The sequence below is a fragment of the Aureliella helgolandensis genome (genome assembly GCF_007752135.1).
In the GTDB taxonomy this organism is placed as follows: domain Bacteria; phylum Planctomycetota; class Planctomycetia; order Pirellulales; family Pirellulaceae; genus Aureliella; species Aureliella helgolandensis.
Genome location: NZ_CP036298.1, coordinates 510,444 through 523,296 on the forward strand (window position 1 = coordinate 510,444; position 12,853 = coordinate 523,296).

The window sequence follows — 12,853 nt, forward strand, 5'->3', positions numbered from 1 at the left end:
AGAAAAGGGGGAGGAGTGTTTGGCGGACGCTACTTCCACCGGCTCTTTCCACTACCGGCTTGGGCCCGACCGATGGTCCAGGCCTTGAGCCCTAGGGACTGCGCAATTTCAAGGATGGTGTTGGCGTAGTAGGGGTTGACCATCAGAGTAAGCCCGATCCCCATGTTGAAAATGTGAGCCATTTCCTCATCGGCAATTTGGCCGAGTTGTTGCACCCAATTGAACATGGGGGGAATCTCCCATGAGTTCCGCTCGAAGACGAGGTCGACGTTGGGGGGCAGGATGCGTTCGGTGTTCTCCAGCAGTCCCCCGCCGGTAATGTGCCCAATGCCATGGACGACATGTTTGACTTTGTAATGTCGGAGGATTTTTTGCGTGAGGTTGGAATAGATAATCGTGGGGGTCATCAGTGCTTCCCCCACGGTTTGGCCAAGTTCCTTCACCGGATCATCGACGCTCAGGCCCGCTTTCTCGAAGACCGCCTTGCGAATCAAGCTGTAACCGTTGGAGTGGAATCCAGAGGATTGGATCCCGATGACCACATCGTCGGGGGCGATCTGCTTGCCGGAGATCAATTGTTTTTTCTCGACGACTCCGACGCAGAAGCCAGCCAGATCGTAATCGTCGCCATTGTAGAGGTCGGGCATGATGGCCGTTTCGCCACCCAGCAGGGAGCAATCTCCCTGAATACATCCCTGGCTAATGCCAGCCACGATTTGCTCCAGCAGTGGCGGGTTGTCGCGACTCATGGCGACATAGTCGAGGAAGAAGAGCGGTTCGGCCCCGCAGCACAGGATATCGTTGACGCACATAGCGACTAGATCGATTCCTACCGTGTCGTGTCGTCCGAGGAGCTGGGCGACTTTGAGTTTGGTGCCCACCCCATCGGTGCCCGAGACCAAGATCGGTTCTTCGTACTTGCGGGAAAACAGGGCATTGTTGAAGTCGAGCTGGAAGAGTCCTGCGAAGCCACCATCGTTTTTCATTACCCGAGGGCTGAAGGTGCGATGCATCAGCTTGGGCAGTCGCTGCATCGACTGTTCGTAAAGCTCGAGGTCGACACCGCTGTCCTTGTAGGTAATTGGGCTCATCAGCTTCAAATCATTCCGTATAGTTGTATGCAGTCACAAAGTTGGCGGAGGCTGCGCGAAGCGACGCGCATCCCACTGGAAGGGGTGGGCTGGGGCGGTGGCAGGCATCCGCCGCATATTATGGCCGTTTTCGCGGCAAATGCCCACTCCCTGTCGCACAAGGAAGCCATGGAACGGGCACCTCAGTACTGAACTTACGTCCCGGCGCCCCTCTCCGCTGGCTGCGCGACCCATTACGCTTCGTTTACCCCCATGCTGAGTGCACTCCCATGCCGCCTCGCAGTGCCTACATTCACGTTCCATTTTGCCGCCATCGTTGTGGCTACTGCAATTTTACGCTGATAACCGGCCGGGATGACTTGGTCGACAGCTATCTGGACGCCCTTGAGCTGGAGATGAGTTCACAATTGGAGTCACCGCAGGAGGTCGACACGCTCTTCCTCGGTGGAGGGACTCCCAGCTATCTGACGGGAGAGGCGCTGCAAAGGTTGTTTGCAATGATTCAGTACTGGCTGCCGCTGGCTCCCGGTGGAGAATTCTCTAGTGAAATGAATCCGCTCGATTGCGTTGCTGAGCAATTGGAGGAATTTCGCGCTGCTGGAGTCAATCGTGCCAGTGTGGGGGGGCAATCGTTTGCGGCCGACAAGTTGAAGATTTTGGAACGGGACCACTCGGGCGAGGATTTGGAAGCTGCTTTGGCACGCTGTGCCAAGTTTTTTCCGAGCGTTTCGCTCGACCTGATCTTCGCCTCGCCAGGGGAAACGGTCGCGCAGTGGCGATCCGATTTGCAGCTGGCCATGAAGTCGCCCATCCAGCACTTGTCGACCTACGGTTTGACGATTGAGCGGGGAGCCGCTTTTTACAGTCGCGTGGCGCGTCAGGAATTGACCGAGATCGATGCCGATGAGCAGCTTGAAATGTACTCGCACGTGATGGATGCGTTGGTGGCCGCGGGTTGGGAGCACTACGAGGTTTCCAACTTTTCACTCCCCGGTTTCCGCTGCCGACACAATGAAGCGTATTGGCTGGGGCGGCCCTGGTGGGCATTCGGTCCCGGTGCCGCTAGCTATCTGGAGGCCTCCCTCGCTGGAGAGCTGACGGATGAGCGGAAGGTGGAGCCAAGTGATCGCATCGCCGGGAATGCGACCTTGAACGCATCTTCCAACATGGTGCGGCGAGTCAATCATCGTAGTACGACGACCTACATTCGCCGTGTGCTGGCCGGACAGTCGTCCGTTGCTGAACGGGAGGTTTTGTCGCCGGAGCAGCAGGTGCGGGAGCGTTTGGTTTTCGGCTTGCGGCGGTTGGAGGGAGTCTGCTGGGGCGGGTTGGAGCAGTGGTGGAAGGCGCCCCTCGAACCTCTCTTTCAGCCCTACCTGTCACGATATTTGGAACAGGGCTGGCTGGAGTGGAGCGGCGAGCACTTGCGTCTGACCCGGGCTGGCTTGGTCATTAGTGATGCTCTGTGGCCCGACCTGTTGTGCGCGGACTAACGGGGCAAATCGTCCCTGAACGGGGGCTTCGTTGGCGGGCGGGATTGCGGTGGTGCTCGCAGGGTACCGGCCTCTTGCCCGCATAGCCAGCCTACCCAAGCGGTATGCTCCACGGCAGTGGGGGCCGGCTGGACAGGGATCGCCAGAAGCACAATCGCGAAGGAAGGAAACAGAGGGATTGAGGGGCATTCAGGAGTTGGAAACGTTTGGATAGCCACTTGGATTGGAGCGGAGCACGTCGTCGTGAGTGGTCGCGGGAAACCGCCAATTAGAGGATGATGGAGCCTGCTCGGGGAGCGCGGCGTTTCCCAATTGCAGCTTGAGCTAGCAGTCGATGGTCGTTTCACGAACGAGAGGTGAGGTCAATGTCGGAAAGGGAGAATCGCGAGCCACGTGTCGAGAATATTGCCACAGGGGGACGCCCATTGACGGAAGCGGAGGTCTATGCGGCGATTGGTGATGAAGGATTTGCAACCTTGTGCGCAGCGTTTTATCGTCGCGTTCCGGAGGATGCCATTTTGGGGCCGATGTACCCGGCGGATGACTGGCAGGGAGCGGAACAGCGATTGCGGGATTTTTTGATTTACCGCTTTGGGGGGCCAGCAACTTACATCGAACAGCGTGGGCACCCACGGTTGAGAATGCGTCACGCTCCTTTCAAAATCGATGTGGATGCACGCAATCGGTGGGTTGAGTTAATGGACGCCGCGCTTCAAGAGGCCGAATTGCCACCTGCGGCCACTGCCGCGCTGTCCAACTTTTTCGACCACATGGCCACTTTTATGATAAATCGCTAGCCCCGAACGCTAGGAAAACGTTGCCAGCCGGGAGTAACTGTGTCCGGAGAGCTGGCACGGGCTGGGTTGTAGCGGAGATTTCCGCTAAATTCTAACTTGACAAGACCAGCGGCAGGGACGAATTTTCCAGCCCTTTCCTGTCCTCGGCTGGCACTTCTCGCCATGAGGGGCCGCACGGAGGCGGTGGGCATCGGTCGCTTATCTGCAATGGCAAGCTTCGGTTTTTAGGCGGCCGGCGATTGCTCTGTTCAATTCACTCAGTTAGAGGATGGGAGTCTCTCCAACGTGTATAGATCTATAACGAACCGTTTGGCCGTCTGGGCATTGCTCGCAACCTTGCTGGTCAATTTCAATTCCCAGAACGCCAGTGGGCAAGCTCCTGGTGGTGAACTGCCGCCGGTCGCTGCACAGCTTGATTCGCTGGAGGGGCAATCGGGAGAGGGAGTTGGGAACAGTCCAGGGAGTATTGAGGCGGGCACGCATCCCGACCTTCTCGAGGCTGAGACGGACGAATATTTAAAGAGCCCCAATTCCGCTCCGCACAACGCCTGGATGCTGGTTTGCTGTGCACTCGTCTTGTTCATGACGGCACCCGGCTTGGCGATGTTCTACGGCGGCTTGGTTCGCAAGAAAAATGTGCTAAGCGTCCTCATGCAGTGTATTTTCCTGATGGGGATGATGAGCGTGGTGTGGGCTCTCTACGGCTATTCGTTAGCGTTTGGTAGCGGCGGGCCCTACATTGGCAATCTCGACTATGCACTCATGCACGGTGTGGCTCGGCAGTGGAGTGAAACCCTCCATCATCCGGTCACCCCGATGTTTGATGAGGCTCTGCCGCGACTGACCCACATGATGTTTCAAGGGATGTTTTTCATTATCACTCCCGCGCTCATCTGCGGTGCATTCGCCGAACGCATGAAGTTTGGAGCGATGGTCTTGTTCTCCCTGGTATGGGGAACCGTTGTCTATTGCCCACTGGCACACTGGGTCTGGGGCGGTGGAATTCTGGCCTTCGGAGGGGAGTCCTCGATCGCCGGTGGCGCACTCGATTTCGCGGGCGGCACCGTTGTGCATATCAGCTCCGGAGTTACCGCGCTCGTCGCAGCGATCGTGATCGGTCCGAGAATTGGGCATGGACGGGAGCCGATGCCACCACACAATCTGACCTACACCGCCTTGGGGGCGGCTATGCTGTGGGTGGGGTGGTTTGGCTTTAACGCTGGCAGCGCACTGCGGATCGATGGCATCGCTGCCAGTGCCTTTGCCGTTACCCACTTCTCAGCCGCCGCCGGAGCGGTTACCTGGGCGTTGATCGAATGGCTTCGCAGTGGAAAACCGACGGTGTTGGGCGCCAGCTCAGGTGCAGTCGCTGGCCTAGTGTGCATTACACCAGCTGCTGGGCATGTGGGACCGATGGCCTCCCTGATTATGGGAGCACTCGGCGGCGTGGTTTGCTACCTCTCCTGTTCCAAGCTCAAGTCGAAATTCCGCTACGATGATTCGCTCGATGCATTCGGTATCCACGGCATGGGCGGTGCACTGGGCGCTGTTTTGACCGGAGTGTTTGCGACGCGAGCGGTATTGGATATCTCTGGCGGAGAGCCGGTGGGCATGATCGAGGGCAATTACAGTACAATCCTTGGACAGTTGGCTGCAACGGGGATTACGATTGCCTATGCTGCGATTGTGAGTTTTGGACTCTTGAAGTTGCTTGATTTGACGATCGGTCTGCGAGTTTCCGCGACATCCGAACGCCAAGGCCTCGATATTACCGAGCATGGGGAAGAGGGGCACATCTTCCTGTAAGTCGACTCTGCAGCTCAACTCTGTGACTCAACGGCCGACTCGTTGGCCGCAAGCCCAGGTGACTGGGTGCGCGGCGCAGGGGGGATTGGGATTGGCCACGTGCGAAGGTTCTTTAACCTGAGGAGAGTGAGCGTTGACGGTGGTTGATATCCTGCGAGAGCTGCAGTCCTTGGGGAGTCCTCAGACGGTCAAGACGTGTCGGCGTCATGGCGCAGAGGGCGAGATGTATGGGGTGAAAATCTCAGATCTCAAAAAGCTAGTGAAACGCGTCAAGGGAAATCATGCCTTGGTGTTGGAGTTGTGGGATACCCAGAATTCTGATGCGATGTACTTGGCAGCACTAGCTGCAGACGGAAGGGAATTTACGCGCAAGCAGTTGGATGGTTGGGCTAAAACTGCGTGGTGGTACATGCTCAGCTGCTATGCGGTTCCTTATGTGGCTGCGGAGCATCCCGCTGCCTTTGGCATTGCTCAAAAATGGATGAAAGCTCGGGCCGAAAGTGTGGCGTCTGCTGGCTGGAATACCTATGCCCTGGCGCTGGCGGTCCGCCCCGACTCGGAGCTGGACTTTGCGGCGATTCAAGAGCGACTCGATTTTGTGCAAGCGAGCATTGACTCGGCGGCCAACCGCGTCCGTTATTGCATGAATGGATTCGTAATTTCGGTGGGTTGTTACGTGGAGCCGCTGTTGCGATCTGCGCAAAATACTGCCCAGGCGATTGGCCAAGTCCAGGTCGATCTGGCCGACACGGCTTGCCGTGTTCCGTTGGCGGTCGACGCTATCGATAAAGTGGTGCAGATGGGTCGCGTGGGGCGGAAACGCAAAAGCACCAAGTGCTAGCCGTGGGAGCCCGCGGAGTAACTGACACCGTTGTTACAAACCGCGCAGGTATAAGGGTGCCTTGCAGCTTCCCCAGACGGAACTTAGCAGGTTTTTCTAAGATTCTAGGAGGCGATGTTCGATACCGAACCTGTGACGTCGTCTTTGGACGGCTCTGCAAGTGCGCCGCTTGATGGCTCTTCGGCGCGGTTCGTTTCGTTCATCCGCTCTTCGCATGGAAGTGGCACGGCGGGTACTAGATTTGGCTGCAATTCAGCCAGATAGACTGTGCCATGACTCAAACTCGTGCAAACCTCGGTCCCCGTGGCTTGGCAATCTTGACGCTTGCTGGCGGGGCCGCCTTGGCCTTCCCCTTTCTTCGTGCTCCAAGAAAGGGCGTTGATGCCGTGCAGGCTCATCAGTCTCAGCAGTCTCAGCCTCGCGAACATAGCTTGGCAGAATCGCGTTCTGGGGAGCTCGCGTCACGCGTATCTGCGGCACCCCAAACGATGGGAGTCATCAGCGGCGTTCTGCCGTCTACGCTAGCCCCGAGCAACCAGCAGGTGGTGCTGCCTGATTGGGCAAAGCGGGAATCGAAGATCGATCGACTTATTGCCGCCGGAGTCGTCGCCTCGCCGGCGTCCCACGATGATGGGGATCGCGCCAGAGGCATGAAGAGTCGCTCGGCTGAGGCGGCTCGCATGCAACCCTGGACCGAGCTTCCTACGGACATCTTGCAAGGGGTTGCGGCCGAACGCTCTCGCGAACCTGAATCGTCGACGTCTCGCGCCTTTGCTCCTCTGGCGAACGCCAGCGAAGAGGTGGCGATGCGCGCTTCCCCCTGGAGGCAGAATATGGAGGAGAGTCGCATCGGTCCGCAGTCGCTAACGAACGTCGTGTCGCAACCCTCTTCACCTCGAAACAATGTCGTGTCTCAACCTGTCGCGTCGCCGGGCATTCCCTCGCAAGTGGTCGGTCAACGACGTTATACGGTTGGGGCGGCTCCTCGCGACCCAGCCGATTCGGGGTGGAGCGACCACAGCGCTCCGGTATCGGTAGCGCGTGGCGCGGCAGATTCCCCCGCGAGTCCACCTGCCACAGTCCAACCACGTCAGCCGCAGTATGTGTTTCAGCCTGGTTTAAGAAATCAGAGGTGAAACCGTGGGGCGTGGAGCAATTCCGCGCTTCAATCTGCTAGCATAAGTCCTCGATGAACGTCATTTGCCTTTGAGGATTTCGCCATGCAATTTACTCCGAATCGCCGTAACGTACTCCAGGCAGCTACCGCCGGGCTTGCGACTCTTTCCGTTGGCCGGCTTGGTAAAGCTAGCGCTTTGCCCCCTGAGGTAAATCTGCAATTTGGGTTGGTGACCTATCTGTGGGGGAAGGATATGACGCTTCCCGAATTGTTGGCGACCTGCGAGGCAGCGGGAGTTGGCGGCGTGGAATTGCGTACTGAGCACAAGCATGCCGTGGAGCCCACTCTCAACGCGCACCAGCGCAGTGAGGTGCGAAAGCGGTTCGCCGACAGCCCCGTGGAGTTAGTGGGATATGGGGCAAATTGTGAGTTCCATTCAGACGACCCTTCGGCCGTAAAAGCGAATATTGAGCAGGCAAAGGGCTATATTCAGCTGATGCATGACTGCGGCGGCAGTGGTGTGAAGGTCAAGCCCAATGGGTTCCCCAAAGGCCTTTCACGCCAGCAGACCATTGAGCAAATTGGAACATCGCTCAATGAAGTGGCTGAGTATGGGCTTGGGTTCGGGCAGAAGATCCGCGTCGAGGTCCACGGTAAAGGGACCAGTGAGCTACCTGTGATTCGTGATATTTTCGAGGTCGCCGATCACGAGAACGCTTTTGTGTGTTGGAATTGCAATGGTGAAGATTTGGCCGGTGAGGGATTGGAAGCCAACTTTAAAATGGTGCAGAAACGGATTGGAGACACCACCCACATTCGAGAGATGAACCTGGAAGACTACCCCTACCCAGAGCTGATGAAGCTGTTGGTGGACGCGAAGTGTGAGGGGTGGGTGCTGCTCGAGGCTCGCACCAATCCGCAAGATAAGGTGGCCGCTTTGATAGAGCAGCGGAAGATTTTTGAACGATTGATCCAGGCGAGTTGAGTCGCAGTGCCTGGGGCTGCAGACGCTTGCCACTTTTGCTAGCGTTCAACATCCTTCAATCGGAGAAGGGCTCGCGGATGACGCGAGATGGCGGGCTTGAAAAGGGGGTGTGCATGGAAGCAGGGCAGGCTTGTTGAACTATCCTCGGATTGTCATGAACGCGGGTTTTCTCGCTCGTCGAGCGCCCGCTTTTGCCAGTGCTGCATCCGATAGGTGCCATCCATTCTTCACAATGCAAGCATTGCAAGGTCTTGCAACGCATTGCCGGAATATCGCAAGCGATAGGTGCCATCCATCGATCGCACCGTCGCAATGCTAGCTTTCAACCCCCCGTGCGACTTGATTGCATGCAAAGCAATGAGTGCACTGTCCCCGCAGTGATTGCATCCGATAGGTGCCATCCATTCTTCACAATGCAAGCATTGCAAGGTCTTGCAACGCATTGCCGGTATATCGCAAGCGAATGGTGCCATCCATCGATCGCACCGTCACAATGCTAGCTTTCAACCCCCGTGCGACTTGATTGCATGCAAGGCAATGAGTGCTCTGTACCTGCAGTCGCTGGAAGTGTTTGCTGGCATTGGAGCGGGTGCACTGTCCCCACTGCTGGGTAGCTATGTATTTGCTTGCAATGGGTTGCTAGCAAATCGCAATTGATGGGTGGTACCTATTGGGCGGGGCGCATGGTGGGGGTTGTAGATGTTAGTATTGCAAGTGCTTGTGGGATGGAGTGGCACTTTCTGCCGATAGGATGAGGTGTTTCTTGGCTTGGAAGGTAGGGCGATCGAATGGATTTGCGCAAATGCATACCGTTGTTGGGACTCTGGATCGCGTGGAGTTGCGCTAGCGGATACGCGCAAGATCTGATCTGGGAGCTCGGCCCGACAGGCACGAAAGCCAGTCTGCGTGGGTTGCATGCGGTGGATGATCAGGTGGTCTGGGTAGCTGGGAGTCAAGGCACCGTCCTGCGTTCGACTGACGGAGGTTCGAGCTGGAGCAATGGTAGCCCGAGCGAGCATTCCGACCTGGAGTTTCGGTCGATCTATGCTTGGGATGACCGCGAAGCTTGTGTGGCCAGTGCTGGAGTTCCAGCGGTCATTCTCAAAACCCTCGATGGCGGGAAGAGCTGGAGGAGAGTGTTTGAGCACTCCTCGGCGTCTGCCTTTTGGGATGCGTTGCGATTTTGGGATGCTGAACATGGGATCGCTTTCAGCGATCCGGTCGATGGGAAATTGTTGATTGTCGAAACCGCCGACCGGGGAGCCAGTTGGCAGCGGGTTGCTGTCGAAAAGCTGCCTGCCGCTTTGCCAGGCGAAGCAGGCTTTGCTGCCAGCAATTCGGCTATGTGCCTTGGCAGCCATGGAGGCGTGTGGATTGGATTGGGTGGTGCCGTCGGCGAACGCAGTCGCATCCTGTACCGTCCTGCGTGGGGAGCCGACTGGAAGCTTGCCGCATGTCCCCTTTCCAGTAGCCCTACTCAAGGGGTGTTTTCGATCGCGGGAGACGCACAGAGCAAGTTGGTAGCTGTCGGAGGGGATTATCGACTTGGGATTTCGGACGCACCGAAAATCACGGCGGCAACAAGCTCGGATGGAGGTGCTACCTGGACGGCAGCTAGCCGACCGCCGGAAGCCTTTCGTTCCGCCGTCGTCACGGTGCCACGGGGTGGCGCTTGGGAGCAGGCTTGGGTGGCGGTGGGACCGAGCGGTTCCGATTGGTCGTTAGACGGTCGCCAGTGGGAGACTTTCTCGAGGGCGGGATTTCATGCATTGGCTGGCGGTGCGTCGGAGGTGTTTGCCTGTGGAGCAGACGGTCGCTTTGCTATCTTGAGACGGCACTAGGTGCCGAGCGAACGAAGTTAATCAATTCTGTGCCAGCTTGGTGCCAAACAACCGCTTTCTGTTACACTCTCGAATTCAAGATGTGAAGAAAAGCTCGCTGGGTTGCACGTTGGGCCAGCATTAGATTATCTACTAGGAAGGCCTCACTATGAAACTCGGAATACTCTCGTGCAGCCCTAATTGCTATAGCACGCGTCGCTTGCGTGAGGCGGCAGAGCAGCGAAATCACTCCGTTAAAGTCCTCAATTCCCTGAAGTTTGCAATTGATTTGGAGGAGGGGTCGCCGGATCTCTTTTACAATCAGAAACATCTGTCGGATTATGATGCGGTACTGCCGCGCATCGGAGCTTCGATCACCTATTTCGGTACTGCTGTTGTGCGGCAGTTTGAGCAGATGGATGTTTTTTGTGCCAACACATCGGGAGGGATTTCCAACTCCCGCGACAAGCTGCGTTCCTTGCAAATTTTGAGTCGTCACTACATTGGTATTCCGAAGACGACGTTTGTGCGAGATAAGAAGGATGTTTTGCCCGCGATCGAACGCGTGGGGGGAGCGCCGGTCATCATCAAGTTGATCGAAGGAACTCAGGGGATTGGCGTCCTTCTGGCGGAGTCGACCAAATCTGCGGAGGCAATCATCGAGCTCTTGCAGAGTCAGAAGCAAAATGTATTGGTGCAGAAGTTTGTGGCAGAGAGTAAGGGGAAGGATATCCGAGCCTTTGTGGTCGGGGATCAGGTCGTGGGTGCGATGAGACGCGTGGCGCAGGGGCAGGAGTTCCGTAGCAATGTTCACCGTGGCGGAGTTACGGAACAAGTGGACCTTGATGAACGCTACAAGGAGACGGCGGTCCGTTCAGCCCAGATTATGGGGCTGCGAATTGCCGGGGTGGATATGCTGGAGAGCAAGGATGGGCCACAGGTGATGGAGGTGAATTCCTCGCCAGGGTTGGAGGGGATCGAGACCTGCACTCAGCTCGATATTGCCGGAGCAATCGTGGACTACATCGGAGCCCAGGTTGATTTTCCGGAAATCGATGTGCGGCAGCGTTTGACTGTCAGCCGAGGTTACGGCGTAGCCGAGATCCACCTCCCCGAAGGTTCGAGCTACTTGGGGCAAACCGTTGCCGCCTCAGGGCTGAGAGACAACGACGTCAATGTGTTGACGCTCTATCGCGGAACTTCGGTGATTCCCAACCCTCGTTCCGATCGAATTTTAGAGGCGGGGGATCGCCTCCTGTGCTTCGGGAAATTGGAGTCGATGAAGGGCTTGATTCCCAAGAAGACCCGCAAGCGTCGTTCGATGAAGGTGCAGCCACTGCAGGAGTCGGATGTGGCGCATATTGAGTCTTAGGCCTTGGTTGTGTTCCGCTGCTATCGTTTGTCGAGAAGGGTTTCGTCCGCATGCCTAGAGCATCCAGGTTTGGCAAGAAGAAAAGTATTGCAACATGGGACGAAGGGGATATCGCTCCTGGCGAAACCCGGAATTTCCGATTAACGGTTAGTGAGAGCTACAGCGGGATGAATGTCCGCATTCCGATTCAGGTGCGGCGGGCTAAGCGAGAGGGGCCGACGGTTTTTGTGACTGCGGCCTTGCATGGCGATGAAATCAATGGCACTGGGGTCATCCGACAAATGATTCATGATGGTGCTTTGGATCTCAAGTGTGGCGGCTTGATCCTAGTGCCCGTCTTGAACCTGCTCGCCTTCGATCGCCATTCACGCTATCTGCCGGACCGCCGCGATCTGAATCGGTGCTTTCCTGGCTCTCTGGGCGGAAGCTTGGCGAGTCGTATGGCGCGGCGGATTTTCGACGAGATCGTGATGCGCAGTGACTATGGGATCGATTTGCATACCGCTGCGGTGCGGCGCACCAATTACCCCAACATTCGAGCTGACATGGGGAATGCAGAAGTGGCTCGCATTGCGCATGCTTTTGGGAGTGAATTGGTGTTGAACGGCAAAGGACCCAAGGGCTCCTTTCGCAGGGAGGCAACCTCCATCGGTTGCCCCACCATCGTCATGGAGGGCGGAGAGGTGTGGAAGGTAGAGCCTCGCATTGTGGAGTCTGCAATGAAAGGGGTTACCAATGTTCTCCGGGAGTTGGGGATGCTGGAAGGGGAAACCGAGATTCCACCTCAGCAAACGGTTTTGGAGAAGACGGTGTGGTTGAGGGCAGAGCGAGGTGGGTTTCTGCAATTTCATGTTGCCCCAGGGGAGGTTGTGGTGCGAGAGCAAGCCATTGCCACCAATACGAATCTGTTGGGGGTGGAACGCAGCGTTCTCTACGCCCCCTTTGATGGAGTGGTGATCGGCATGACAACCTTGCCAGCCGTAACTCCAGGCGAACCCGTATGTCACTTGGGGCGTTTGCCGCGTGGAACGAAAGCGGCGCAACTCAGTCAGGATCGGTCGGAAGATGAGGGGTTGGAGGAACGCCTCTTTGAAGAGCTCTCGACAAATTTTATGGTCGTTGAGCGATCCGATGAAACAGAGGGTATGGGCGAAACGGGTGATTCGGAGTAGCCGGGCTGCCCCTGTCGAGGCGGGGTGTGGGGATCTGTCCGCCCCACAGTGCTCGCCGTCTGGACGCTTACCGTCGATTGGGGGGATCTTGCCGCCTTGACCCCATTGTAAGTCGTCGCATGGGGCGGGCTGGAGTGCCTGACACTCGCTCACTGGATTGTTCACTGAGGGCCGACCCCCTAGTCGTGCAAAGAGCGGAAGTCGTAGCTTGCTCATGCGTCGAATTGCGTTTTGGGTTTGGAGCGGAAGGCGTACCCACATCGACAAGTCGCACGTGCCTGGTCATGGAGCGTGTAAGTTACGTGAAATGTGTGCTCCGAACACCGCAGGACACCTTTAAAATTAAGCCCACTTTGCCT

The 12,853-nt window shown here is 57.0% G+C and carries 11 protein-coding genes; 10 read left to right on the forward strand and 1 reads right to left on the reverse strand.

The window, feature by feature from the left end:
• Positions 1 to 29 precede the first annotated feature (29 nt).
• Positions 30 to 1,091 (reverse strand): phosphoribosylformylglycinamidine cyclo-ligase, encoded by a 1,062-nt coding sequence (purM, locus tag Q31a_RS01840; RefSeq protein ID WP_145073134.1) that lies wholly within the window; start codon positions 1,089 to 1,091, stop codon positions 30 to 32.
• Positions 1,092 to 1,118: 27 nt separating this feature from the next.
• Between purM and Q31a_RS30655 the strand changes: the two genes are divergently transcribed.
• From Q31a_RS30655 to Q31a_RS01885, 10 genes are all read left to right on the forward strand, one after another.
• Positions 1,119 to 1,283 carry a hypothetical protein gene (locus tag Q31a_RS30655; RefSeq protein WP_231691029.1) on the forward strand — a complete coding sequence of 55 codons (165 nt, stop codon included), beginning with the start codon at positions 1,119 to 1,121 and terminating at the stop codon, positions 1,281 to 1,283.
• 77 nt (positions 1,284 to 1,360) lie between these two features.
• On the forward strand, positions 1,361 to 2,584 hold the full coding sequence (gene hemW, locus Q31a_RS01845) for a radical SAM family heme chaperone HemW (RefSeq protein ID WP_145073137.1): 1,224 nt from the start codon (positions 1,361 to 1,363) through the stop codon (positions 2,582 to 2,584).
• A gap of 365 nt (positions 2,585 to 2,949) precedes the next feature.
• A complete protein-coding gene (locus Q31a_RS01850) occupies positions 2,950 to 3,381 on the forward strand; it encodes a globin domain-containing protein (protein ID WP_145073140.1) in 432 nt (143 codons plus the stop codon).
• A 285-nt stretch (positions 3,382 to 3,666) separates the two neighbouring features.
• A complete protein-coding gene (locus tag Q31a_RS01855) occupies positions 3,667 to 5,187 on the forward strand; it encodes an ammonium transporter (protein ID WP_315851645.1) in 1,521 nt (506 codons plus the stop codon).
• Positions 5,188 to 5,326: 139 nt separating this feature from the next.
• Entirely contained in the window at positions 5,327 to 6,028 is a 702-nt protein-coding gene (locus Q31a_RS01860; protein ID WP_231691281.1) for a DNA alkylation repair protein, read from the forward strand.
• A 272-nt stretch (positions 6,029 to 6,300) separates the two neighbouring features.
• Positions 6,301 to 7,164, forward strand: coding sequence for a hypothetical protein (locus Q31a_RS01865; protein WP_145073146.1), 864 nt, complete (start codon positions 6,301 to 6,303; stop codon positions 7,162 to 7,164).
• Between the two features lie 84 nt (positions 7,165 to 7,248).
• A complete protein-coding gene (locus Q31a_RS01870; RefSeq protein WP_145073149.1) occupies positions 7,249 to 8,130 on the forward strand; it encodes a sugar phosphate isomerase/epimerase family protein in 882 nt (293 codons plus the stop codon).
• A gap of 788 nt (positions 8,131 to 8,918) precedes the next feature.
• Positions 8,919 to 9,971 (forward strand): WD40/YVTN/BNR-like repeat-containing protein, encoded by a 1,053-nt coding sequence (locus Q31a_RS01875; protein ID WP_145073152.1) that lies wholly within the window; start codon positions 8,919 to 8,921, stop codon positions 9,969 to 9,971.
• A gap of 148 nt (positions 9,972 to 10,119) precedes the next feature.
• Entirely contained in the window at positions 10,120 to 11,322 is a 1,203-nt protein-coding gene (locus tag Q31a_RS01880) for a RimK family alpha-L-glutamate ligase (RefSeq protein WP_145073155.1), read from the forward strand.
• A 50-nt stretch (positions 11,323 to 11,372) separates the two neighbouring features.
• On the forward strand, positions 11,373 to 12,494 hold the full coding sequence (locus Q31a_RS01885) for a succinylglutamate desuccinylase/aspartoacylase family protein (protein WP_145073158.1): 1,122 nt from the start codon (positions 11,373 to 11,375) through the stop codon (positions 12,492 to 12,494).
• Positions 12,495 to 12,853 lie beyond the last annotated feature (359 nt).

Excerpts from the sequence above, each read along its gene's own strand:
- purM (WP_145073134.1), bottom strand. The coding sequence starts at position 1,091 with ATGAGCCCAATTACCTACAAGGACAGCGGTGTCGACCTCGAGCTTTAC.
- Q31a_RS30655 (WP_231691029.1), top strand. The coding sequence starts at position 1,119 with ATGCAGTCACAAAGTTGGCGGAGGCTGCGCGAAGCGACGCGCATCCCA.
- hemW (WP_145073137.1), top strand. The coding sequence starts at position 1,361 with ATGCCGCCTCGCAGTGCCTACATTCACGTTCCATTTTGCCGCCATCGT.
- Q31a_RS01850 (WP_145073140.1), top strand. The coding sequence starts at position 2,950 with ATGTCGGAAAGGGAGAATCGCGAGCCACGTGTCGAGAATATTGCCACA.
- Q31a_RS01865 (WP_145073146.1), top strand. The coding sequence starts at position 6,301 with ATGACTCAAACTCGTGCAAACCTCGGTCCCCGTGGCTTGGCAATCTTG.
- Q31a_RS01870 (WP_145073149.1), top strand. The coding sequence starts at position 7,249 with ATGCAATTTACTCCGAATCGCCGTAACGTACTCCAGGCAGCTACCGCC.
- Q31a_RS01875 (WP_145073152.1), top strand. The coding sequence starts at position 8,919 with ATGGATTTGCGCAAATGCATACCGTTGTTGGGACTCTGGATCGCGTGG.
- Q31a_RS01880 (WP_145073155.1), top strand. The coding sequence starts at position 10,120 with ATGAAACTCGGAATACTCTCGTGCAGCCCTAATTGCTATAGCACGCGT.
- Q31a_RS01885 (WP_145073158.1), top strand. The coding sequence starts at position 11,373 with ATGCCTAGAGCATCCAGGTTTGGCAAGAAGAAAAGTATTGCAACATGG.